This window comes from Henriciella mobilis (genome assembly GCF_003576315.1).
Classification (GTDB): domain Bacteria; phylum Pseudomonadota; class Alphaproteobacteria; order Caulobacterales; family Hyphomonadaceae; genus Henriciella; species Henriciella mobilis.
In genome coordinates this window covers 22,346-43,092 of the sequence record NZ_QWFZ01000024.1, presented here as the reverse complement: position 1 = coordinate 43,092, position 20,747 = coordinate 22,346, and the positions used below count along the sequence as shown (strand labels likewise).

Sequence of the window (20,747 nt, the reverse complement as noted above, 5' to 3'; positions counted from 1 at the left end):
GTCCCAAAGGAAGACTGGCCTATGATCCGTTTCGCCTCACTTGCCCTCGCCGCACTCATGATCCCGCTGATGGCACTTGCCCAAGCAGCGACCATGTACAAAACGCCATGGTGCGGCTGCTGCCTGGGCCATGCCAAGTACCTGGAAGACCACGGTTTCGAGGTCGAGATCGTCGAGCTTCAGCCCGACGCCCTCAATGAGCTGAAAGCCGAACGCGGCATCCCTGCCCGACAAGGTGGCTGCCACACGCTCATTGTGGAGGGTTACGTCGTTGAGGGGCACGTCCCCGTTGAGGCCATCGAGACCTTGCTCGAAGAACGGCCTGACATTACCGGTCTCTCGCTTCCCGGCATGCCAGCCGGCTCTCCGGGCATGGGCGGCGAGAAGTCGGCGCCATTCAAGATCGAAGTGATCGGCACACCCGGAAAGATCTTCATGGAGGTATAAGCCCTGACTGTCCGGTCTCCGACAATCAGAGCCTTTACCCGTGTCCAATCGGCCGAGGCCAAAAGCTCTCTCGAAGCGGAAGTCGCAGCCGAGAAGGCCGCAGCTCTTGGCCGGGCCGGGCGCGCCATCGAGACAGCCCTGCTGCGGCTGGAGTATCCTGAAGATCAAACGGCACGGGAAGACCTTCTGCTCGACGCGGCAGAGGCCGTTCAGGCCTACTTCCTTCAGCGCGAATTGAACGGGCTGCGCGACCAGCGCGATATCATCCAGGCCTTCGCCATACCGCGCGCGGTTCTCAACCGCATCGGAATCGTCCGGCGCCGACCGGTATCAGCGTCCGCGAAAAAAGCGGAAAACGCCGAATAGCCCGGCCAGCAGAGAACCCGCTCCACCCAAAATCATGAAGACCGGATCAAGCGAGTCCGCCGTCGCCAGGACCTGACCGAGCCTCGAAACACGAACCTCCACCCGGTCGGTAAAGGTTCGGATCGGCAGGGCTTCATTGTTTTCGAGTGCGAAGAGCTCGATCCGCAGTTCGTGCGTCCCCGTCTCGAGCGGTGTCACCCGCCAACGCCAGATATTCTCGGTCACCGGCGATATCGTCTGCACGGATGGCGAGACGATCTCGATATCGAATGCCGATCCTGACAGGGTCGCCTGCGCTTTCTCCAGCACCTGCGCTTCGCCTTCGACGATGTTGCCTTCGCCGGGAAGTGCGTCGGCAGCGCTGCTGTCGCCGGTCGCATCGATCGCGACGGTCACTTCGAACGCGCGGTTGAACTTTGCCTGGGTCGGGGTCTCATGCGCAATCGGAACCGTGCGCAGCCGTTCCATGAGCCGGTCGGTCGCGCTGGCAACGCCAAAAGTGTCTTCATCGGCCAATGCACCGAAGCTGTCTTCGTCAGGTGTCACCTCGAAGGCGGCCATGTCATCGGCCGAACCGCGCGGGACATCGGCTTCAAGTGATTTGGTCTGGAAGGGCTGGCTCTCGACGACGGCCTTTTCGTCTTGGGCGCCGAAATCGCCTGAGTAGATCCGATAGCCGCCCCAACCGACGAGGGCGACGCCAGCGAGGAACAGGATGAGTGAAACCAATCTCAGCATTGCGCAACCCCCAATTCGACTGTGCCTTCGGGTTATCCGGCTGGTGAGATACCAGTGAACTGAAGACCGCCAGCCCTGTCCAGATGGATTAGCGGCCAATTCTGGCAGGGATTGGGCGAAGCTAGAGCAACCGCTCTTTCGTGGCGGTGAATTTCAGCTCGGGATTCTTTTCCTGAGCATAGCCGACATCCCACGCATTCTTCGCAAGATAAACCGGCGCGCCGTCGAGATCCGTGCCCACAGCCGAGCGGTTCTTTTCGAGGAAAGCTTCGAGCTTGGCCGGATCATCGGACGATATCCAGCGCGCGACATTGTAGGAAGCGGGCTCGAAGACGACTTCAAGATTGTATTCAGCCGCGACCCGTTCAGCCATGACGTCGATCTGCAGGGACCCGACCGCGCCGACGATCATGTCCGACCCGAGCGCCGGCGTGAAAAGCTGCGTCACGCCCTCTTCCGCCAGGCTCTCGAGCGCCTTGCGCAGATGCTTCGACTTCATTGGATCCTTGGGTCGGGCCCGTCGCAGGATTTCCGGGGCGAAGTTCGGAATGCCCTGGAACTTGATGTCGCCGTTTTCCGAAAGCGAGTCGCCGACACGCAGCTGGCCGTGGTTTGGCACGCCGATCACATCGCCGGCGTATGCCGTCTCTGCGATCTCGCGATCCTGCGCCAGAAACATCAGCGGCGCGTGGACATTGATCTGCTTGTTCGACGTCGTCTTAAGGCGCATGCCGCGCTTGAACTCGCCCGAACACAGCCTCAGGAAGGCCACGCGGTCGCGATGGTTCGGATCCATGTTCGCCTGGATCTTGAAGACAAAACCCGAGACGGCCTTGTCGGACCGCTCGACGACAATCGGCTGGTCTTTCTTCTCCGCCTTTTGGGGGCGTGGGCCCGGTGCAAATTCAGCAAGCGTCGCGAGAAGTTCGTTGACGCCGAAATGGCGTAGTGCAGAGCCATAGACGACCGGCGTCATATGGCCTTCTTCATAGGCCTGACGATCAAACTCCGGCAGGGCTTCGGTCGCCAGTTCTGCGCCCTCTTCCAGCTCATCCATGACCATCGTGTCGATGGTGCCGCGCGCTTCCTGCATGCCGATGCGGTGGCTCGGGCCAACCTCAGCCTGCTGATCGGCCGTCTTCTTCCGGAAAGAAATGAAGTCGCCCTTGCGCAAATCCTTCATGCCGGCAAAGCGCTGACCGGAAGCAGCCGGCCAGAACAGCGGCGCAGTGTCGAGCTGCAGCTTGTCCTGGATTTCATCCAGCAGTTCCAGCGGGTCGAGCGCCTCCCGGTCCATCTTGTTGATGAATGTTGTGATCGGGATGTCGCGCATACGGCAAACTTCGAAGAGCTTCAGCGTCTGCGGCTCGATGCCCTTGGCCGCATCGAGCACCATCACGGCGGAGTCGGCAGCGGTCAGCGTTCGGTAAGTGTCTTCGGAAAAGTCCTCGTGGCCTGGCGTGTCGAGAAGGTTGAAGACGAGATTGTCGTGCTCGAACGTCATCACGGAGGCCGACACCGAGATACCCCGGTCGCGCTCGATCTTCATCCAGTCCGATTGGGTACGCCGCCGTTCGCCGCGCGCAGCCACCTGCCCTGCCAGCCGGATCGCCCCGCCTGCCAGCAGCAGATTTTCCGTCAGCGTTGTCTTGCCGGCGTCCGGGTGGGAGATGATCGCAAAGGTCCGCCGGCGTGCGGCTTCTTCTGCTGGCGAAAGGGACATGGAAGCGTACTCGTTCGAAAGGTGGCTCAAGCGCGCTCGCCTACCCGATATTGCAGCTGAATGAAAGATGATCGCTGGATTGCCTTTCAAGCCCAAGCCCGGCTAGGGTCGCCGTTTCGTAAACATAAAGGGTCAGGGCATGTCGGATCAGTCAGTGGCAGGTGAAGCGAAAGGATTTCTTGGCTGGGTCGAGAAAACGGGAAACAAACTACCCGACCCGGTCTTCATTTTCTTCTATCTGATCATCGCGCTGATGCTCGTCTCTGTCGTTGCATCGATGATGGGCGCGAACGCCGTCCTGAACGATCAGGTGCTCGGCGGTATGGCGGAGTCACAAAAGACGCGGTTCTCGATCGGCGAGGATGGCATCATCCCGGCCATAAGCCTGTTTTCGCCGGACAACATCCAGCGCCTCTGGGTCGACATGCCAGAGACATTCACGCACTTCCACCCGCTGGGCTATGTGCTGGTCGTCATGCTCGGTGCGGGTGTCGCAGAACGGTCGGGCCTGTTTGCAGCCGGCATGCGGTCTGCTGTTCGCGGCGCCCCCAAGGCGCTCCTGACGCCGGTTGTTGCGCTTGTCGCCATGGTTGGGAACCACGCCGCCGACGCCGCCTATGTCGTGCTGATCCCGCTCGCTGGTATTCTTTTCGCCTCGGCTGGCCGCCATCCGATTGCAGGCATCACGGCCGCGTTCGCAGGTGTTTCGGGCGGATTCTCAGCCAACCTCTTTCCCGGTCAGCTCGACGCCCTGCTTTTTGGCATTACGGAGGCGGCGGGCGAAATCCTGGTGCCGAGTTACGATGCGAACATTGCCGGGAACTGGTGGTTCATTGTGGCCATCCTGTGCATCTACCTTCCGATCATCTGGTATGTGACAGACCGCGTAATCGAGCCAAAGCTCGGCCGGTTTGTCGCGACCGGCATGGCCGCGAACAGCTTCAATGAGGATGACAAGCCGCTCGAACCTGATCAGGTCAAGGGCCTTAAATGGGCGGGCCTGGCCTGCCTTGGCACACTCGCGCTCTGGGCCTTCATGACCTGGGGGCCGGGCACACCGCTGATCAACGAGTCTGCAGCAGACGAAGCGGTGCCGTGGTACACGGAATACGCGCCTTTCTTCAATTCGCTGGTGGCGTTCTTCCTGGTGCTGTTCCTTTCGGCAGGCTGGGCCTATGGCGCGGCCGCCAATACGATCAACAATCACAAGGACCTCGTCGAGATGATGGCTGAGGCGATGAAAGATATGGGCTATTACCTGGTCCTCGCCTTCGCGGCGGCGCACTTCGTGGCGATGTTCCAGTGGTCCAATCTGGGACTGATCTCGGCCGTTCACGGCGCCGACGCCATCGAGAATTCCGGCCTGCCCCTGCCGATCCTGCTCGGCCTGATCGTGCTCTTCTCGGCCCTGATCAATCTTTTCGTCGGATCGGCCAGCGCGAAATGGGCCCTGCTGGCGCCGGTCATGATCCCGATGCTGATGCTGCTCGGCATCAGCGCTGAAGGCGCGACGGCGGTCTATCGTGTTGGTGACTCGGCGACGAACATCATCACGCCGCTCATGGTCTACTTCCCTCTGATCCTGGTCTTCGCGAAACGGTGGGAGAAGGATTTCGGGCTTGGCAGCCTGATGGCAATGATGATCCCGTACTCGATCTGGATGCTGGTTTCCGGCGTGCTGCTGGTCGTCGCCTGGGTCTATCTCGGCTGGGATCTAGGGCCGGGCGCGCCGATGGAATACACCCTGCCGGCTGCCCAGACGCCCTAATGGGCGGCGGCTGCCTGCTGGTCATCGTGGGACTGGACGCTGGCCTGTCCGGCCAGTGAACCGCGCGCAAACACGTCGAGCACCGGCGCCGGTATAAGCCTCAGCATCGGCTCGCTCGAGCCGTCGGACCGGTGTCGCAGGATGAGACTGTTGGCCCCGGTCCGGGAAATGATCAGGGCGGCCAGATCGCGCGCTTCCTTGTCGGAGAGGGTTTCGCGCGTCACGCGAACTTCTTCGAGCCGGCCCTGGACAAATTCAACGACTTCGCAGGCCCGCAGCCCATAAGGCTTTCCGCAGCCGATCATTTTCCAGCGCCGCTCAAGATGCATCTCGGGCAGTGCCACATTGACGATCTGGTCATTCAGCAGGAACAGCATCCCCGGTACCCCGCAAGCCTTGGGACAAGATGTCCCTGATTTGGTCTTAACGGGGAGTTACTGAGCAAGTTCGATGCCGGATTCGCCTGTCAGGCGCATTTTTCTCAAACGCCGTGAATTTCTCCGGCGGCTGCCTCTGCTTTCACCCACTTGATAAAGGCCCGAACGTCCTCTGACAGGTGGCGCCCCTTGGGCCAGACCAGCCAGTAGCCGAAATCAATACTGGTAGAACCGTCAGCGAAGGGGGCAACCAGCCTGCCGGCTGCCATGTCGGATGAGGCAATCGCCCGCTTGGCGAGAACGACACCACGTCCGGACGATGCCGCTTCAATTGCCATTGAGGACTGGTTGAAACGCGGCCCCCGGGTTGAGTCGACCCTGTCAGTCACACCGCGCGCTGCAAGCCAGCTGGTCCAGTCCGGGCAGGACGGATCCTGTTCGGTGCTCTCATCGTGGATCAGGGTGTGCTTGGCCAGGTCCTCGGGCTTGCGGATGGCATCAGAGCCTTCGAGAAGGCGCGGCGAGCAAACCGGCAGCACTGTCTCGTCCATGAGTTTTTCTGACTTGAGCCCATCATATTCGCCGCGCCCATAGCGGATTGCGAAGTCGGCGTCGGCCGTCGTGAAGTCGGTAATCGCGATGTCGGCGGAGATCCAGGCCTCGATGCCCGGATAGGCGATGTGAAACCGGTCGAGGCGCGGCGCGAGCCATTTGGCCGCAAAACTCGGCGCACAGGATACCATCACCCGACCCTTGCGGGCTGGCTGCTGCATGATGCGGCCGGCTTCCGTAATTTTCGAGAAGGCCTCACGCACCAGTGGCAGGCTGGCCTGCGCGGCATCTGTCAGCAGGACACTGCGTCCCGTCCGACGGAAAAGCGGCGTACCGGCATATTCCTCCAGTTGACGGATATGCTGGGAGATCGCACCCGGGGTAACGTTCAGCTCCTCTGCCGCCTTGCTGAAAGACAGCCTGCGGGCGGCGGCTTCGAAGGCACGCAGGGCGTTCAGGGGAGGAATACGGTCATTATTGTCGGCCATGCCAGGCCTCTCATAGTTTATCTAAACGATCGGATCAGGGGTCTACGCTTGCCGAAGCGCCCCCACAAGTCCCATTTTCCCGCCAGTCCAGCCAGATTTCTTTCAAGCGAGTCCCCCATGCGCCTCTTCCCCGCCTTCTTCCAGATGGACGATGCCCATGTCGTGATCTTCGGCGCTGGCACGAATGCCGAGCGCAAGACGCGGCTGGTGGCGAAGACGCCCGCCCGAATCTCGCTGGTCACAAAAAGACGTCCGGACTGGGCCGAGCCTTTCAGTGACCAGCTGACTATCGTCACACCGGAGCATGCCGGACAAGCGCTGGACACCGCCCGCTTCACAATCATCGCGAGCGACGACGAAGCGGAAGTCCAGTGGGCCTATGAACTTGCCCGCGCCTATGGCGTGCCAATCAACGCCGTCGACCGCAAAGAGCTCTGTGATTTCACGATTCCCAGCATGCTGGACCGTGGCCAGGTCGTCGCTGCGGTAGCAACCGGCGGTGCAGCCCCCGTGCTGGCCAAGGACATACGTTCGAAGCTTGAGACACTCCTGCCGGAGCGTATTGGATCGCTCGCCGCGCTGGCTGAACGATGGCGTCCTGCCGTAAAGGCGGCCATCGACACCGAGACCCGCCGACGTCACTTCTGGGAGGCCGCACTTCGGGGCGCTGTCGCCGAGGCGGTCTATGCGGGTGATGACGCGGGCGCAGAAGCGCTGATGGAAGACGCCCTCTCGAAATTTGCCAACGAAACTGCAGGAAATGAAACCGGACCGGTTCACATCGTCGGCGCCGGACCGGGCGACCCGGAACTGCTGACGCTCAAGGCTTTCCGCCTGATCCAGCAGGCCGATGTGGTCTTCCACGACAAGCTAGTCTCAAAGGAGATCATGGACCTCGTCCGCCGCGATGCCGAACGCGTGCCGGTTGGCAAGTCCAAGGGCGAACACCTCGTCCCGCAGGATGGCATTCATGAACTGATGATCGCCGCCGCTGAAGAGGGCAAACGCGTCGTCCGCCTCAAGGGCGGCGACCCCTTCATCTTCGGACGTGGCGGTGAGGAAGTCGAGGCCCTGCGCGAAGCCGGGATTGAGGCGCATGTTGTGCCGGGCATCTCCTCGGCGCTTGGCTGCGCGGCTTCGGCCAACATTCCGCTCACCCATCGCGACCACGCCCAGACGCTGACCTTTGTGACCGGGCACGCGCAGAAAGGCGGCGTACCCGATCTCGACTGGCAGGGCCTTGCAAAGCCGCACCAGACCATCGTCGTTTTCATGGGTGTCGGCACAGCGCCGGTCATTTCGGAGAAGCTGCAGGAAGCTGGCCTACCGGGAAAAACGCCGGTCGCCGTGATCGAGAACGGCACGCGCGCAAATGAAAAACGCGGCTTTGGCTCGCTGGATTCCCTTTCCCGCGTCATCGAGGAAAAAGGCATTCGCGGACCAGCACTTCTCATTATAGGAGAGGTTGCCGGCCTTCCAGCCGAAGCGCTGAACAGAACAATCGAAGAGGCCCTGGCATGACATCCGTTCGCCCGAAATTGAAGCCGGAGCAGCCCAAGGCTGTCACTGCCTGGGAAACCGCCACGGGCAAAGTCGTCTGGATGGCCCCTGACGGCAGCTGGTCAGACGATCCGGACCAGATCGGTGTCTTCACCGGCGAAGAAGCCGAAAAGCGGCTGGCCGATGCGGAAGCCCAGGAAGGCATTGTCACCGATCCATACTTCATGCAGGTCACTGATGACGGCGCCATCGATGGCCGCGAGACGCTGCGCGAAACGATCCGCGCAAACGGCCCGACAATTCACCCACAATTCCAGAGGTCTGCGCGATGATCCGCATTTTTGGCGACAGTATTTCTGGCAACTGCCTGAAAGTGAAATGGGTGGCTGACCGTCTGGGTGTCGAACACCAGTGGGTCGAGGTCGACATTCTCAAGGGCGAGACACGCACCGACGCGTTCCTCGCCATCAACCCTTTCGGCCAGGTGCCGGTCGTCGAGTTTGAGGATGGTAGAACGCTGGCGCAGTCAAATGCGATTATCTCCTATCTCGCCGATGGCAGCGAACTCGTCCCCGATGATGCCTTCGAGCGCGCAAAGGTGTTGGAATGGATGTTCTGGGAACAGTACTCCCACGAGACAGCGATCGCGGTGCGCCGCTTCCAGAAGCATTACGAGAAGAAAAGCGACGACGAGATCGATCCGCACCTGATGGCCAAGGGCCGCCGCGCGCTTGGCCGGATGGAACTCGCCCTGCTCGGCAATGACTGGATCGCGGGCGGCGAGGCCATGACGCTCGCCGATATCTCGCTGCTTGCTTATACCCGCCTGGCTCACGAAGGCGGTTTCGACGTATCCGAGTTTCCGGCCGTCCAGGCCTGGATTGCGCGCTGCGAGCGCGAGCTCGGCCTGCCCCATCTCCACGAGGTTACCGATGTACAGATATGACGAATTCGACGCGCAGATCGTGCGCGATCGGGTCGAACAGTTTCGCGGACAGGTGGCCCGCCGCCTGTCTGGCGAAATCAAGGAAGACGAGTTCAAGCCGCTCCGCCTGCAGAACGGTGTCTATCTTCAGCTGCATGCCTACATGCTCCGGATCGCTGTACCGTATGGCCAGCTTTCGCCCCGGCAGATGCGGCGCCTTGCCAAGATCGCGCGGAACTACGACCGCGGTTATGGCCACTTCACGACCCGCCAGAACATCCAGTTCAACTGGGTCGCCCTGAAGGATATTCCGGATGTACTGGCCGAACTGGCCGAGGTTGAGATGCACGCCATCCAGACCTCCGGCAACTGCATCCGCAACACGACCAGCGACCATTATGCAGGCGCAGCCAAGGACGAGATCATGGATCCGCGTCCCTGGTGCGAGATCATCCGGCAATGGTCGACCTTCCATCCGGAGTTCGCCTTCCTGCCGCGCAAGTTCAAGATTGCGGTCACCGCAGCTGAACATGATCGCGCGGCCATCCGCGTCCATGACATCGGCCTGCACATGCGCGAGCGCGACGGCGAGGTTGGCTTCGAGGTGCATGTCGGCGGCGGACAGGGCCGCACGCCACACATCGCCGCCAAGGTTTCAGAGTTCGTGCCGGAGAGCCAGCTGCTCGACTATCTTGAGGCGATCATGCGCGTCTACAACCGCTTTGGCCGTCGCGACAACAAGTACAAGGCGCGGATCAAGATCCTCGTCTCGGAAACGGGCGACGAAGAATTTCGCAAGCTGGTCGAAGAAGAATTCGCCGCCCAGCGTGACCATGAAAAGATTGACCTGCCGCAGGCGGAAATCGACCGGATCAACGCGTATTTCACGCCGCCGGCCCTGCCCCCCAAGCCAGCTACATCCGAGGCCTTCGAAAAGGCAAAGGTCGCCGATGCCGGCTTCGCCCGCTGGACCCGCGCCAACCTGCATCCGCACAAGGTCGACGGCTACTCCTCCGTCACCGTCAGCCTGAAACCCATTGGCGTCGCGGCTGGCGATGCCACCGACTCACAGATGATGGTCGTCGCGCATCTGGCCGAAACCTATGGTCATGACGATATCCGGGTTACTCACGCGCAGAACCTGGTCCTGCCGCATATCGCGCTGGATGACGTCTACGAGGTTTACAGAGAGCTTGACGCGGCCGGCCTGGCCACGCCGAACGAAGGCCTGATCTCGGACATGATCGTCTGCCCGGGCCTCGACTATTGCAACCTGGCCAATGCCCGGTCGATCCCGGTCGGTATGGCGATCCAGGAGGCCTTCTCTGATCCGGACGACCAGGCCGATATCGGCAAGTTCCACATCAATATTTCCGGCTGCATCAACGCCTGCGGCCACCACCATGTTGGCCATGTCGGCATTCTGGGTGTCGATCGGAAAGGCGAGGAATACTACCAGATCACGCTCGGCGGGCGTGCCGATGAGAAAGCTGCCATCGGCCAGATCGCCGGCCCGGGCCTTAAGGCGGAGGATGTGCCATCGGCACTGAAACGCCTTGTCGATCGTTACCGTGAGCTGCGAACCAGCAAGGACGAGACCTTCATTGAAACCTTCGAGCGCGAAGGCATGGAGCCGTTCAAGGAAGTCATCTACGCCGGCGCGTAGACCAGTAAGGTTACCCAGAAATGCCACTGATCAAAGACCGACAGGAAGTCGATGATGTCTGGGCTTTTGTCCCGGACGATACACCACTGTCACCAGGCGGGTGTGTAACCGTCTCGCTCGGACGATTTCGCAGCGAAACCGAAATTCTGCTCGCCCGTAACAGCAACATCGGCGTCAGGCTTGAGCCGGCCGATGACCCGCATGAACTGGAGGAGCATCTCCACCGGCTGAACCTGATCGAGATCAGTTTTCCGAAATATACCGACGGGCGCGGATACTCGCAGGCACAGCTTTTGAGGCGGCGTCTCGGCTATGAAGGCGAGCTTCGAGCGGTCGGCCACGTCCTTCGAGATCAGATTCTCTATATGAACCGTTCAGGCTTCGATGCTTTTGAGACGGCACGCGCCGAACTACCTTCAGTCCTGCAAGCGCTGGAAGAGTATTCAGCGTTCTATCAACCAGCGGCCGACGGCGCGACCCATGTGTTCAAGCGCCGGCACCAGAAGGACTAGAGGCATTCATGCCCTATACCGACTATCAGACACGCCTGCGCGAGCCCGTGACCGAACGGCTGGACCGGCTCAACGCTGAACTGCGTGATGCGTCGGCCACGACGATCCTGCGCGCTTCGCTTGTGCGTGAGTGGCCGCAGAAGCTGACTTATGTCTCCAGCTTCGGCGCCGAGAGCGCTGTGATGCTTTCGCTGATCGCCGATGTGGACCCTGATTTCCCGGTCATCTTCCTTGAAACGGGGATGCACTTTCCGCAGACGCTCGACTACAAGGATGAGCTGATCGACCGGCTGGGCCTGACCAATGTTCGTGAAACACCGCCGAGCGAAACCGAGCGGAAGGTGCTAGACCCTCAGAACCGTCTTTGGAAAACGGATCCGGACGCATGCTGTGCGCTTCGCAAGGTCCGCCCGCTGGAGCCGGCGCTGGAAGGGTTCGACGCCTGGATCACGGGCCGCAAGCGCTTTCATGGTGGCGCGCGGCTTTCGCTTCCTGTGTTTGAGCATGCCAGCGGCCGCTTCAAGGTGAACCCGCTCGCCAGCTGGACTCAGGAAGACGTTGACCGTCACTTCGCTTACCGCAACTTGCCGAAGCATCCGCTGGTCGACCAGGGCTATCCATCGATCGGCTGCTGGCCGTGCACGAAGCCGGCCGCGGACCCAAGCGATATCCGGTCTGGCCGCTGGGCCGGTATGGCCAAGACCGAGTGCGGCCTGCATGTCGACAAGAAAGAACGCCCCCGCGTTTTCTAGGCATTCGGTCCCTGCGGACTTATTTATTGAAAATCGATATATTCGTCTCCATATCAACCCTGTTCGACTGAGCAGATGATTGGAGGAGAATGGATGGACCTGACCATTGCCGAGGGTTTCGCGTTGCTGGCACTCAAAAACGAGTCTGGCGAAAAACAGGGACAGTTTGTGGAGTATGGCCTCGCCGGAAGCGCCCTGTCCGAGCTGATCCTTCGCGGTAAGCTTGCACAAGATCAAGCCAAGCCGAAACGGCTGGACATCATCGACACCGCGACGACCGGTGACCGCTTCCTCGACTTTTGTCTATCGATCCTCCTGAAGGCTGGAAGCGGCAAGAAGATCTCGACCTATGTGCACAAACTTGCCGGCAAGTCGAAGCTGTTCCGGGAGCAGGCGCTTTCGCTGGTCGAAAAGGGCGTCCTTCGCACCGAGTCGAAATCATTCCTCGTCTTCAACTGGACGCAATATCCAGAAGCGGACGCGATCACTGAAGAGACGCTCAAAGAACATCTGGCCGCTGTCATGTTCGGCGGAAAAGCAGCTGAAGCACGCGACTGCGTGATCATTGCGCTTGCCGAAAAGACGCAATTGCTCGGGAAGAACTTCGACAAGTCCGAAATCAGGGCCCACAAGGCACGGATCAAGGAAATCGCCAAAGGCGACATGCTAGCCGCGAAAGCAACGGTGGCCGCGATTGAAGCGGCGCTGGCGGCCGTCATCGCCGCGACAACGGTCACGACCGTTGCCGCCACGACCGGCAGCTAGATTTCCAGCAACAGGCCGAACCAGCCGCAAAAAAGACAAATCCGCACCGCAACGTGTAAGCCATATCTAACGCTGTCGAATATCCTTGGTATTATTGAGCATGGCACGAACCGCACGCTTGCTTCTGGTTTCGCTTCTTCTGGCTTGCAAGCCTGCTGGCCTGGCCCTGGCCAAGTCAGCACCTGAAGTCATGGGACAGCACCTCTGGCAGGAGGCCATGCAAGTTCAGACGCGCTTTGCAGCCAAGGCGAAGAACGACAGATATATGGTGGTCATCGATTATAGTCGGCCATCGGCAGAGCCTCGATTCTTCCTGGTCGACCTCAAGACTGGCTCCGCCAATGCCTTTCTGGTCTCGCATGGCCGCGGATCAGACCCCGACCATGACGGCATGGCCGATCGCTTCTCGAACGTCCCCGGCTCGAAGATGACTTCGCTCGGCGCCTTCGTCACAGCGGAGACCTATTACGGCAAGCACGGTCTATCCCTCAGGCTCGACGGACTGGAGACGCAGAACAGCGCGGCGCGCGAACGGGCGATCGTGATTCACGGGGCCGATTATGTTTCGCCGCAGCGAAAGAAAATGGGACGCAGCTGGGGCTGCCCCGCGCTTGAGCGCAGGGTCGCTTTGGACCTCATCCCCAAAATCGCGAATGGCGTTCTGGTCTACACTTACGGGCCGCAGAAAAGCGCCGGCCTAGACTCCGAGATTGTCGATCAGGCGGGTTGAGCCCATCCAGGCCGCCGCGAGCAGCCGGCACGCCTGGCCTTCTGCGAGCGGGCCGTCAGCCAGATCCTGAAGACTGGCCGGATCGACGGCACTGACATAGTCGAGCCTTGAAAAGCCAGCCGCCAGGATATGGCCCCTTGCTTCCCTCACTGCCGTTTCAATGGGCACGCCGATCCGGATACGGCAGGCCGCCCTGTGGAGGGCGCCGAAGATCGCATTGGCTCGGCTGCGCTCCTCCTCACTGAGATAGGCATTGCGCGAGGACTGGGCGAGACCATCGCGGTCGCGCCAGGTCGCCCCGCCAACAATCTCAATGCTAAATCCGAGATCACGCACCATGCGGCGGATAATCTGCAGCTGCTGAAAGTCCTTCTCGCCAAAGACGGCGACGTCCGGCTGGACGTGAATGAAAAGCCGGGCGACCACTGTCGCAACCCCATAGAAGAAGTGCGGCCGGTAGATGCCATCCAGAAGGTCTGACATTTCCTCGACGCGGACATTGGTCAGCGAGCCTTCAGGATACATCTCGTCGACGCTGGGGCAGTAAACAATGCTGCACCCAGCTTCGCTGAGACGGGCTACGTCGCCCTCCTCGTCTCGGGGATAACGCTCGAGATCTTCGCCTGGGGCGAACTGGGTCGGATTAACAAAAATTGAGGCGACGACGGTCTCACACTTTTCCCCAGCTTTATTGACCAGGGAGATGTGGCCATCATGGAGCGCGCCCATTGTGGGTACAAACCCGATTTGATTGCCCTTTTTCCGCTCTGCCGCGACGGCTGCACGCAGATCAGCGCGCGTCCTGACGATCCTGGCCTTCTTATTGTTCACTTGGAGACTGCTCCGAACTCTGATTTCGTAAACGACCTGTTAACCAATTCGCGTGAATTCTTCACTTATGAGAAAGCCCATCATGCCCCGACTGAAAGTGCTGCTCGCCTGTGCGGGCCTGTCCTCACTGAAGCGTCGCGATCTGGATCGAGCCAGTGCGATCGAGCCGGAACCTATCAGGCGTCCGCTTGATGACAACTCGGCTGCACATACAGATGACTGGCTTTTTGACGCACAGCCTGAGGCGACCGCGCATGGCCGTGCGCTCGATACACTGACGCGCTCCATGATGCGGCTTCGCGAATCACTCTCCGGCATCGCGGACTTCGCACCGCTTACCGTTGAGCCGGAGCCGATTCACTCGCTCGGCGCCTTCAGTTTCGATAATGACCTGTTCGACGGCGAACCCATGCTTGCAACCTCGCGGTCGGCAAGCACCGTGGCCCTCGACCATGACCTCTTTGAAGAAGAGGCTGGCGATGCTCTGGTCTTCGGCGTCGAGGTAGGTCAGGCACCGCGTTACCAGCATGCCGCCTAAGCCCCCGCATCCCTGACGCAAGGCGAAAGTGGAGTTTTCCCAAATGCCCGCAGATGGATTCGGCTCAGTCACCACCAGTCGCGACGACGCCGTCACGCTCCAGCCTTCGCCGGACCGTGATTGCCGCGTTCTCGTCGTCGGCAATGAAAAAGGTGGCGCCGGCAAGTCTACAGTCGCGATGCACCTGTCCGTGGCGCTCATGCGCATGGGTCAGCGCGTCGGTGTCATCGACCTCGATGTGCGCCAGCGGACGCTAACGCGCTATCTTGAGAACCGTCTGCGCTGGATGCAATCGACTGGCTCGAAACTGCCAATGCCGGAAATCATCCGCGTGGATGCCAGCACCGACCGTGACCTGGACACCGCCGAGCGCGAAGAAACAGACCGCCTGATGGGCGCGGTTGAGCGCCTACGCGCGGTCAGTGACTATATTATTATTGACGCCCCGGGCGGTGACACCTTCCTCTCCCGCTCTGCTCACACGATCGCAGACACGCTGATTACGCCGCTGAATGACAGCTTTGTCGATTTCGACCTTCTTGGCGATGTGAACCCGCAGACACTCGAGGTCATCCGGCCAAGCTTCTATTCCGAGATGGTCTGGAACTGCCGCAAGAAGAAAGCTCAGACCTCCCGCAAGCCGATTGACTGGGTTGTGATGCGCAACCGCGTGTCTCCGCTAGAGGCGCGCAACAAGCAGAAGGTCGGCGAAGCGCTGAATAACCTGTCCAAGCGGATTGGTTTCCGTCTTGCGCCAGGGCTCTCCGAACGGGTCATCTATCGCGAACTTTTCCCGGCCGGCCTGACCTTGCTGGATCTCACCGAGCGCGGCTCGAATGTGGCTTTCACGATGAGCCATGTTGCTGCCCGCCAGGAGCTGCGGGACCTCGTCATCCTGCTCCAGCTGCCGGCGCTCGCAGGCGCGGAAATTTCTTTCTAGTTAAAGCACGCTCTCGCTTCTCTGTTCGCAGGCGCACAAGGCTTTGGTTTACCCTGAAGCGTCAGGCGCATGTCTCTCAGCATGACTGCGGGTATCTTCACTGTCGCGAAATCGGACGTTGGTGAAACCCGCCGGGGAAACGGCCGGTTAGGGCCCTTCGATAACAGGCTTGGACGGGATCAGGGATTCAAACGCCATATCGTCGCTCGTGCTTTCGTCACCCTCGCCAACGGGCGGCGTGAACACTTGTCCGTTGAGCATCGGCAGCGCCGCGCCATTCGGATTGACCGGCGATTGCAGGGCGCTGAAGGCGTAGCTCGCCTTGATCTCGTCGGCCTGCTTGTTCTCGTCGAAGCTCTTGTAAGCTGCCTCGATAAGGTCGGTGACATGCGCATCGCGTGATTTCGACGTCGATCCGCCGAACATGATCGCAATGACCCGACGGCCGTCACGCTTGGCCGAGGCCATCAGGTTGAAACCCGAAGCCCGGGTATAGCCGGTCTTGATGCCATCAACACCGTCGACGGACTTCAGCAGGTTGTTGTGATTTTTATAAGTCCGGTTGCCCCAGGAGAAGCTGGCCCGGGAGAAGTAATGATAGTAGTCGGCGTGATCCTCGAGCAGACGTTCGGCAAGGATGGCCATGTCGCGTGCTGTTGATAGCTGGCGCGTATCCGGCAGGCCCGAGGCGTTTCGAAAGGTTGTATTATTCATGCCGAATGTCTTGGCTTTCGCGGTCATCAGCGTCGCAAACCGCGACTCGGTCCCACCGAGCCTTTCGGCGACGACCGCTGCCACGTCATTGGCAGATTTCGTGATCAGCGCATCGATGGCATCGCGCACACTGATGGTCGAACCCGGTGTCAGGCGCAGCGAGGATGGCGGCTGTGACGCGGCGTGGCGCGAGACATAGAGGCGCTCGGTATACGAGACCTCTCCCGACTTTAACGCGTCGAACAGCATGTAAAGCGTCATCGCTTTTGTCAGCGACGCTGGATAGCGCGGTTCATCGGCGTGTCTGGCATGAAGGACTTCGTTGGAATCGGCATCGACGACAATGGACGCATACTTCTCTGCGATGGCCGCCGGCGCTAGCGCAACAAGCATGACGAGTGCGCCAATAGCTGCCCGGATATTCTTCCCGCCAGCACGAAATGCCATGGATTTCCCTCCTCAGAGCGTTGCGAACCCCGGCCTCCCGATGATTCGATCATAGGGTGGCTAAATTGTATTATCCACCCGTTAAGCGCACAGTCTTGCACGATGCATACCGCCACTGAATCGTTAATGAACACGGAAAATATTGTGCGGTGCACAAAAATTGTTGCAAGTGCGAACAGATTGGTCTATATAGGCTTCATCAAAGGAGTAACCTATGGCCAAGACCGATACAAACATGTTCGGGGCTTTCACGCCCGAGACTTTCGTAAAAGCTTTCCCGTTCGCGACACAGTTCGGCGACATGGGCAAAGATGCAATGACCGCTGGCACGGAAAGCGCAAAAGCGTCCGTGAAGAGCCTTCAGGATGCCAGCGCCGCAATGATGCGCCAGGCACAGGATCGCGTCAGCATGACGGTTGAGACCGGCAAGACGCTGGCTGGCGCCAAGACTGTTGAAGAAGCCATGGAAATCCAGTCGGCTTATGTCCGCAGCGCTTTCAAGGCCCATCTCGACGGTCTCAGCGAGCTGGCCGGCATCTACTCGACGGCGATGAAGGACTGCATGGAACCCTTCGCCGGCTACACCAAAGAGATGATGGCCGAGACCAAGAAGGCAACGACGAAGGCGAAAGCCTCCTGATCTGCGCACTTCGCAGGCAAGTTTTCTGGTTGGCCGGCTGAGATTTCAGCCGGCCAATTTTTTTGCCTGATTTTTTTCATGTAGGGTGAATACTCATGGGGCCTGGTTGTTTAAGGTTGCTGGATGAGCGCACGTGTAGACTTCGAAAAGATTGAACGCCCCGGCTCGCCGAACACTTACCTCGTCGCGCCCGAAGGCTTGTGCGCAAATGCGACGCCCGATGCAGACGCCCCGAGCTTCGACCTGTCGCCCGAGGCGCTCTTCGCGAAAGTCGAATCGGCACTGTCGGACAAGTCCAACTGGTCGGTCACACATCGTGACCCCGCCACGCGCCAGATCGACCTCGTCGCTAGGACACCGGTGCTGAAATTCAAGGACGATGTGGCAATTCGTGTCCTGCCCGACGGCGCAAATCACGGAAAATCCCGATTAGCTGTCTATTCTCGTTCCCGAGTCGGTTATCATGACTTGGGCGCGAACCGGAAAAGAGTGGATTCGCTGATCGCGGAGTTGAAATAATTCAGATGAGCTGCAGCTTGAACAGCAATGCACTTCTGATCAGGCTTAAAATTGCCCAAACTGAACCATATCTGTTTGACATGACCGTTAGAGACGACAGACCCAGACTCGCCGAGCCGGAAGGACCTTCCGGACCAACGCGCGATGGCGATACGGATGGTACCGGCCTGGCGACCGAAACGCGGGTCAAGACGAAAAAGCCGTCCATGTACCGCGTGCTGCTCCTGAACGACGACTACACGCCGATGGAGTTCGTGGTCTTCGTACTCGAACAGTTTTTCAACAAAAGCCGCGAACAGGCGACCCGCATCATGCTTCATGTGCATCAAAAAGGGGTTGGTGTCTGCGGAGTGTACACTTTCGAAGTCGCTGAAACGAAAGTGGCTCAGGTCATGGACCTAGCGCGGCGCAACGAGCATCCTCTGCAATGCACGATGGAGAAAGAGGACTAAGCCTATGCCGTCACTGACAGACAGCCTCGAAACCGCCCTGGAGAAAGCGCTCAACCTCGCTGGAGAGCGGTCTCACGAATACTCGACGCTCGAGCATCTTCTGCTCGCGCTGACCGAGGATACTGACGCGGTTGAAGTGATGACGGCGTGCAAGGTCGATATCAACCAGCTGCGCCAGTCGCTAACCCAGTATATTGATGAAGAACTTTCCAGCCTGATCACGGACAATCCGGCCGCCAGCGTGCAGCCGACGGCCGCCTTCCAGCGCGTCGTCCAGCGCGCCATCCTGCATGTCGAAAGCTCCGGCCGCGACGAAGTCTCAGGCGCGAATGTGCTGATCTCCATCTTCTCCGAGCGTGAGAGTCATGCCGCCTACTTCCTGCAGGAGCAGGACATGACCCGCTATGACGCAGTGAACTTTGTGTCCCATGGCCTGGCCAAGTCGCCCGGGATGTCGCGCAGCTCGACCCCGCGCGGCGCCGAAGAGACCGAGCAGCAGCAAAAGGCAGGTCCTGCCAAAGAGGCGCTCGAAGCCTACTGCGTGAATCTCAATGAGAAGGCACGCCAGGGCAAGATCGACCCGCTGATCGGCCGCGATTTCGAAATCGAGCGCTGCATCGAGGTGCTGTGCCGCCGGTCCAAGAACAATCCGATCCTTGTCGGTGACCCTGGCGTCGGCAAGACGGCGATCGCCGAAGGCCTCGCCAAGAAGATCGTCGATGGCGAAGTGCCGGAGATCCTGGAAGACGCCGTCATCTGGGCCCTCGACATGGGCGCCCTGCTGGCTGGCACGCGCTATCGCGGCGATTTCGAAGAACGCCTGAAAGCGGTGATGAAGGAAATAGCCGAGCAGGAAAAAGGTGTCCTGTTCATCGACGAAATCCATACGGTCATCGGCGCTGGTGCGACATCCGGCGGGGCCATGGATGCTTCCAACCTGCTGAAGCCCGCCCTGCAAAGTGGTGAGGTTCGCTGCATGGGCTCGACGACTTTCAAGGAGTTCAAGCAGCACTTCGAAAAGGACCGTGCCCTCGCCCGCCGGTTCCGCAAGATCGACGTGGTCGAGCCGTCCGTGCCGGACGCCGTGAAAATCCTCACCGGCCTGAAGCCGACCTTCGAGGAGTTCCACGGCATCCGCTATACCAATGAGGCCATCAAGGCCGCCGTGGAGCTTTCGGCCCGATATATCACTGACCGCAAGCTGCCGGACAAGGCGATCGACGTGATCGACGAGGCTGGTGCGACGCAATGGCTGCTGCCCGAAAGCAAACGGCGCAAGCAGATCGGGACCAAGGAGATCGAGGCCATCATCGCCAAGATCGCCCGCATCCCTCCCAAGCAGGTCACCAAGGACGACGCTGTCGCGCTCAAGAATCTCGAGCCGGACCTCAAGCGCGTGGTCTATGGCCAGGACGATGCCATCGAGGCGCTCGCCTCCTCGATCAAGCTAGCTCGCGCTGGCCTGCGCGAGCCCAACAAGCCGATCGGCTCCTACCTGTTCACCGGCCCGACCGGCGTCGGCAAGACTGAGGTCGCCCGTCAGCTCGCGTCCATCATGGGCGTCGAGCTGCTGCGCTTCGACATGTCGGAGTATATGGAGCGTCATACGGTCTCCCGCCTGATTGGCGCGCCTCCGGGCTATGTCGGCTTTGACCAGGGCGGCCTGCTCACCGATGGCGTGATGCAGCATCCGCACTGCGTGCTGCTGCTCGATGAAATCGAGAAAGCGCACCAGGACCTGTTCAACATCCTGCTGCAAGTCATGGACAATGGCTCACTGACGGATGCGAATGGCCGCAAGGTCGATTTCAGGAACGTGATCCTTATCATGACGACCAATGCCGGGGCATCGGATGCAGCGAAGAACTCCATCGGCTTTGGCCGCGGCAAGAAGACCGACGAACAGGAAGACGCCCTGAAACGCCTGTTCACGCCGGAATTCCGCAACCGCCTGGATTCCACCATCCTGTTCGGTGGCCTTACGCCGGAAATCATCGAGCGGGTCGTTGAGAAGTTCGTTCTCCAGCTGGAAGTCCAGCTGGCGGACCGCAATGTGACAATCGAGCTGTCAGAGAAAGCCCGCAACTGGCTGGCTGAACGTGGCTTCGACGAGGAGTTTGGCGCCCGGCCTCTGGCACGCACCATCCAGGAGCACGTCAAGAAGCCGATGGCGGAAGAGCTTCTCTTCGGCAAGCTCGCCAAGGGCGGCGCGGTAAAGATCGACATCGACAAGGACGACGACGACAAGCTCTCCTTCGAGTTCATCGAGGACAAGGGCAAGAAGTCCAAGCCGAAGAAGAAAAAGGACAAGCCGGAACAGGTCGACTAGGCCAGAACCAGCCCACAAAACCAGAAGC

Annotated in this window: 23 protein-coding genes; 17 read left to right on the top strand and 6 right to left on the bottom strand. The window is 60.1% G+C overall.

From position 1 onward, the window contains the following. The first annotated feature begins 21 nt into the window (after positions 1-21). The gene (locus tag D1227_RS13440) at positions 22-447 is read left to right on the top strand and encodes a DUF411 domain-containing protein (RefSeq protein WP_119377221.1); all 426 of its coding nucleotides are present in this window, start codon (positions 22-24) and stop codon (positions 445-447) included. A gap of 3 nt (positions 448-450) precedes the next feature. Continuing rightward, on the top strand, positions 451-813 hold the full coding sequence (locus D1227_RS20475; protein WP_411710422.1) for a DUF6665 family protein: 363 nt from the start codon (positions 451-453) through the stop codon (positions 811-813). Here D1227_RS20475 and D1227_RS13430 read toward each other — a convergent pair. Both D1227_RS13430 and D1227_RS13425 read right to left on the bottom strand, forming a co-directional pair. Then, complete coding sequence (locus tag D1227_RS13430) at positions 778-1,551, bottom strand: hypothetical protein (RefSeq protein WP_119405005.1); 774 nt, start codon at positions 1,549-1,551, stop codon at positions 778-780. The genes D1227_RS20475 and D1227_RS13430 overlap by 36 nt on opposite strands. A gap of 121 nt (positions 1,552-1,672) precedes the next feature. Continuing rightward, the gene (locus D1227_RS13425; protein WP_119377223.1) at positions 1,673-3,274 is read right to left on the bottom strand and encodes a peptide chain release factor 3; all 1,602 of its coding nucleotides are present in this window, start codon (positions 3,272-3,274) and stop codon (positions 1,673-1,675) included. A gap of 139 nt (positions 3,275-3,413) precedes the next feature. Between D1227_RS13425 and D1227_RS13420 the strand changes: the two genes are divergently transcribed. Beyond that, positions 3,414-5,042: an AbgT family transporter gene (locus D1227_RS13420; protein WP_119405004.1), complete on the top strand. Its 1,629-nt coding sequence runs from the start codon at positions 3,414-3,416 to the stop codon at positions 5,040-5,042. Here the strand turns inward: D1227_RS13420 and D1227_RS13415 are convergent. Both D1227_RS13415 and gcvA read right to left on the bottom strand, forming a co-directional pair. After that, positions 5,039-5,419 carry a hypothetical protein gene (locus D1227_RS13415; RefSeq protein WP_119377225.1) on the bottom strand — a complete coding sequence of 127 codons (381 nt, stop codon included), beginning with the start codon at positions 5,417-5,419 and terminating at the stop codon, positions 5,039-5,041. The two genes, D1227_RS13420 and D1227_RS13415, sit on opposite strands and share 4 nt — an antisense overlap. Positions 5,420-5,523: 104 nt before the next feature. Then, positions 5,524-6,459: a transcriptional regulator GcvA gene (gene gcvA, locus D1227_RS13410; RefSeq protein WP_119405003.1), complete on the bottom strand. Its 936-nt coding sequence runs from the start codon at positions 6,457-6,459 to the stop codon at positions 5,524-5,526. Between the two features lie 117 nt (positions 6,460-6,576). Here gcvA and cysG point away from each other — a divergent pair, with 117 nt between their 5' ends. The 8 genes from cysG (at position 6,577) to D1227_RS13370 (ending at position 13,309) form a co-directional block, all read left to right on the top strand. After that, a complete protein-coding gene (gene cysG, locus D1227_RS13405) occupies positions 6,577-7,980 on the top strand; it encodes a siroheme synthase CysG (RefSeq protein WP_119405002.1) in 1,404 nt (467 codons plus the stop codon). After that, the gene (locus D1227_RS13400) at positions 7,977-8,291 is read left to right on the top strand and encodes a DUF2849 domain-containing protein (protein WP_119405001.1); all 315 of its coding nucleotides are present in this window, start codon (positions 7,977-7,979) and stop codon (positions 8,289-8,291) included. Before cysG ends, D1227_RS13400 begins: the two co-directional genes overlap by 4 nt. Beyond that, entirely contained in the window at positions 8,288-8,905 is a 618-nt protein-coding gene (locus tag D1227_RS13395) for a glutathione S-transferase family protein (protein ID WP_119377229.1), read from the top strand. The genes D1227_RS13400 and D1227_RS13395 overlap by 4 nt, the downstream gene beginning before the upstream one ends. Continuing rightward, the gene (locus D1227_RS13390) at positions 8,892-10,550 is read left to right on the top strand and encodes a nitrite/sulfite reductase (RefSeq protein ID WP_119405000.1); all 1,659 of its coding nucleotides are present in this window, start codon (positions 8,892-8,894) and stop codon (positions 10,548-10,550) included. The genes D1227_RS13395 and D1227_RS13390 overlap by 14 nt, the downstream gene beginning before the upstream one ends. Before the next feature lie 20 nt (positions 10,551-10,570). Further along, positions 10,571-11,062, top strand: a complete 492-nt coding sequence (locus tag D1227_RS13385; RefSeq protein WP_119377231.1) for a DUF934 domain-containing protein — start codon at positions 10,571-10,573, stop codon at positions 11,060-11,062. Positions 11,063-11,070: 8 nt separating this feature from the next. Beyond that, positions 11,071-11,814 carry a phosphoadenylyl-sulfate reductase gene (locus D1227_RS13380; RefSeq protein ID WP_119377232.1) on the top strand — a complete coding sequence of 248 codons (744 nt, stop codon included), beginning with the start codon at positions 11,071-11,073 and terminating at the stop codon, positions 11,812-11,814. A gap of 93 nt (positions 11,815-11,907) precedes the next feature. Beyond that, entirely contained in the window at positions 11,908-12,579 is a 672-nt protein-coding gene (locus tag D1227_RS13375; RefSeq protein WP_158586651.1) for a GOLPH3/VPS74 family protein, read from the top strand. 100 nt (positions 12,580-12,679) lie between these two features. After that, complete coding sequence (locus D1227_RS13370; protein ID WP_119404998.1) at positions 12,680-13,309, top strand: murein L,D-transpeptidase catalytic domain family protein; 630 nt, start codon at positions 12,680-12,682, stop codon at positions 13,307-13,309. Here D1227_RS13370 and panC read toward each other — a convergent pair. Continuing rightward, positions 13,277-14,140 carry a pantoate--beta-alanine ligase gene (panC, locus tag D1227_RS13365; RefSeq protein ID WP_199288326.1) on the bottom strand — a complete coding sequence of 288 codons (864 nt, stop codon included), beginning with the start codon at positions 14,138-14,140 and terminating at the stop codon, positions 13,277-13,279. The genes D1227_RS13370 and panC overlap by 33 nt on opposite strands. An 82-nt stretch (positions 14,141-14,222) precedes the next feature. Here panC and D1227_RS13360 point away from each other — a divergent pair, with 82 nt between their 5' ends. Both D1227_RS13360 and D1227_RS13355 read left to right on the top strand, forming a co-directional pair. Continuing rightward, the gene (locus D1227_RS13360) at positions 14,223-14,678 is read left to right on the top strand and encodes a hypothetical protein (protein ID WP_119404997.1); all 456 of its coding nucleotides are present in this window, start codon (positions 14,223-14,225) and stop codon (positions 14,676-14,678) included. Between the two features lie 43 nt (positions 14,679-14,721). Continuing rightward, positions 14,722-15,618 (top strand): division plane positioning ATPase MipZ, encoded by an 897-nt coding sequence (locus D1227_RS13355; protein ID WP_119377236.1) that lies wholly within the window; start codon positions 14,722-14,724, stop codon positions 15,616-15,618. 147 nt (positions 15,619-15,765) lie between these two features. Here the strand turns inward: D1227_RS13355 and D1227_RS13350 are convergent, their stop codons facing one another. After that, positions 15,766-16,779, bottom strand: a complete 1,014-nt coding sequence (locus D1227_RS13350) for a D-alanyl-D-alanine carboxypeptidase family protein (protein ID WP_119377237.1) — start codon at positions 16,777-16,779, stop codon at positions 15,766-15,768. Between the two features lie 214 nt (positions 16,780-16,993). On the opposite strand from D1227_RS13350, the gene D1227_RS13345 reads away from it, so the two are divergent. From D1227_RS13345 to clpA, 4 genes are all read left to right on the top strand, one after another. Next, positions 16,994-17,419, top strand: a complete 426-nt coding sequence (locus tag D1227_RS13345) for a phasin family protein (RefSeq protein WP_119377238.1) — start codon at positions 16,994-16,996, stop codon at positions 17,417-17,419. Between the two features lie 123 nt (positions 17,420-17,542). Next, complete coding sequence (locus D1227_RS13340; protein ID WP_119404996.1) at positions 17,543-17,938, top strand: DUF1499 domain-containing protein; 396 nt, start codon at positions 17,543-17,545, stop codon at positions 17,936-17,938. 80 nt (positions 17,939-18,018) lie between these two features. After that, complete coding sequence (gene clpS / locus D1227_RS13335; protein ID WP_119377335.1) at positions 18,019-18,390, top strand: ATP-dependent Clp protease adapter ClpS; 372 nt, start codon at positions 18,019-18,021, stop codon at positions 18,388-18,390. A gap of 4 nt (positions 18,391-18,394) precedes the next feature. Then, positions 18,395-20,719, top strand: a complete 2,325-nt coding sequence (gene clpA, locus D1227_RS13330; RefSeq protein ID WP_119377240.1) for an ATP-dependent Clp protease ATP-binding subunit ClpA — start codon at positions 18,395-18,397, stop codon at positions 20,717-20,719. The last annotated feature ends 28 nt before the right edge of the window (positions 20,720-20,747 follow it).

Excerpts from the sequence above, each read along its gene's own strand:
- D1227_RS13395 (WP_119377229.1), top strand. The coding sequence starts at position 8,288 with ATGATCCGCATTTTTGGCGACAGTATTTCTGGCAACTGCCTGAAAGTG.
- D1227_RS13375 (WP_158586651.1), top strand. The coding sequence starts at position 11,908 with ATGGACCTGACCATTGCCGAGGGTTTCGCGTTGCTGGCACTCAAAAAC.
- D1227_RS13430 (WP_119405005.1), bottom strand. The coding sequence starts at position 1,551 with ATGCTGAGATTGGTTTCACTCATCCTGTTCCTCGCTGGCGTCGCCCTC.
- D1227_RS13420 (WP_119405004.1), top strand. The coding sequence starts at position 3,414 with ATGTCGGATCAGTCAGTGGCAGGTGAAGCGAAAGGATTTCTTGGCTGG.
- D1227_RS13355 (WP_119377236.1), top strand. The coding sequence starts at position 14,722 with ATGCCCGCAGATGGATTCGGCTCAGTCACCACCAGTCGCGACGACGCC.
- clpS (WP_119377335.1), top strand. The coding sequence starts at position 18,019 with ATGACCGTTAGAGACGACAGACCCAGACTCGCCGAGCCGGAAGGACCT.
- D1227_RS13360 (WP_119404997.1), top strand. The coding sequence starts at position 14,223 with ATGCCCCGACTGAAAGTGCTGCTCGCCTGTGCGGGCCTGTCCTCACTG.
- D1227_RS13425 (WP_119377223.1), bottom strand. The coding sequence starts at position 3,274 with ATGTCCCTTTCGCCAGCAGAAGAAGCCGCACGCCGGCGGACCTTTGCG.
- D1227_RS13400 (WP_119405001.1), top strand. The coding sequence starts at position 7,977 with ATGACATCCGTTCGCCCGAAATTGAAGCCGGAGCAGCCCAAGGCTGTC.
- D1227_RS13380 (WP_119377232.1), top strand. The coding sequence starts at position 11,071 with ATGCCCTATACCGACTATCAGACACGCCTGCGCGAGCCCGTGACCGAA.
- D1227_RS13345 (WP_119377238.1), top strand. The coding sequence starts at position 16,994 with ATGGCCAAGACCGATACAAACATGTTCGGGGCTTTCACGCCCGAGACT.
- clpA (WP_119377240.1), top strand. The coding sequence starts at position 18,395 with ATGCCGTCACTGACAGACAGCCTCGAAACCGCCCTGGAGAAAGCGCTC.
- D1227_RS13340 (WP_119404996.1), top strand. The coding sequence starts at position 17,543 with ATGAGCGCACGTGTAGACTTCGAAAAGATTGAACGCCCCGGCTCGCCG.
- D1227_RS13385 (WP_119377231.1), top strand. The coding sequence starts at position 10,571 with ATGCCACTGATCAAAGACCGACAGGAAGTCGATGATGTCTGGGCTTTT.
- D1227_RS13415 (WP_119377225.1), bottom strand. The coding sequence starts at position 5,419 with ATGCTGTTCCTGCTGAATGACCAGATCGTCAATGTGGCACTGCCCGAG.
- cysG (WP_119405002.1), top strand. The coding sequence starts at position 6,577 with ATGCGCCTCTTCCCCGCCTTCTTCCAGATGGACGATGCCCATGTCGTG.
- D1227_RS13350 (WP_119377237.1), bottom strand. The coding sequence starts at position 16,779 with ATGGCATTTCGTGCTGGCGGGAAGAATATCCGGGCAGCTATTGGCGCA.
- D1227_RS13390 (WP_119405000.1), top strand. The coding sequence starts at position 8,892 with ATGTACAGATATGACGAATTCGACGCGCAGATCGTGCGCGATCGGGTC.
- gcvA (WP_119405003.1), bottom strand. The coding sequence starts at position 6,459 with ATGGCCGACAATAATGACCGTATTCCTCCCCTGAACGCCCTGCGTGCC.
- D1227_RS13440 (WP_119377221.1), top strand. The coding sequence starts at position 22 with ATGATCCGTTTCGCCTCACTTGCCCTCGCCGCACTCATGATCCCGCTG.
- D1227_RS13370 (WP_119404998.1), top strand. The coding sequence starts at position 12,680 with ATGGCACGAACCGCACGCTTGCTTCTGGTTTCGCTTCTTCTGGCTTGC.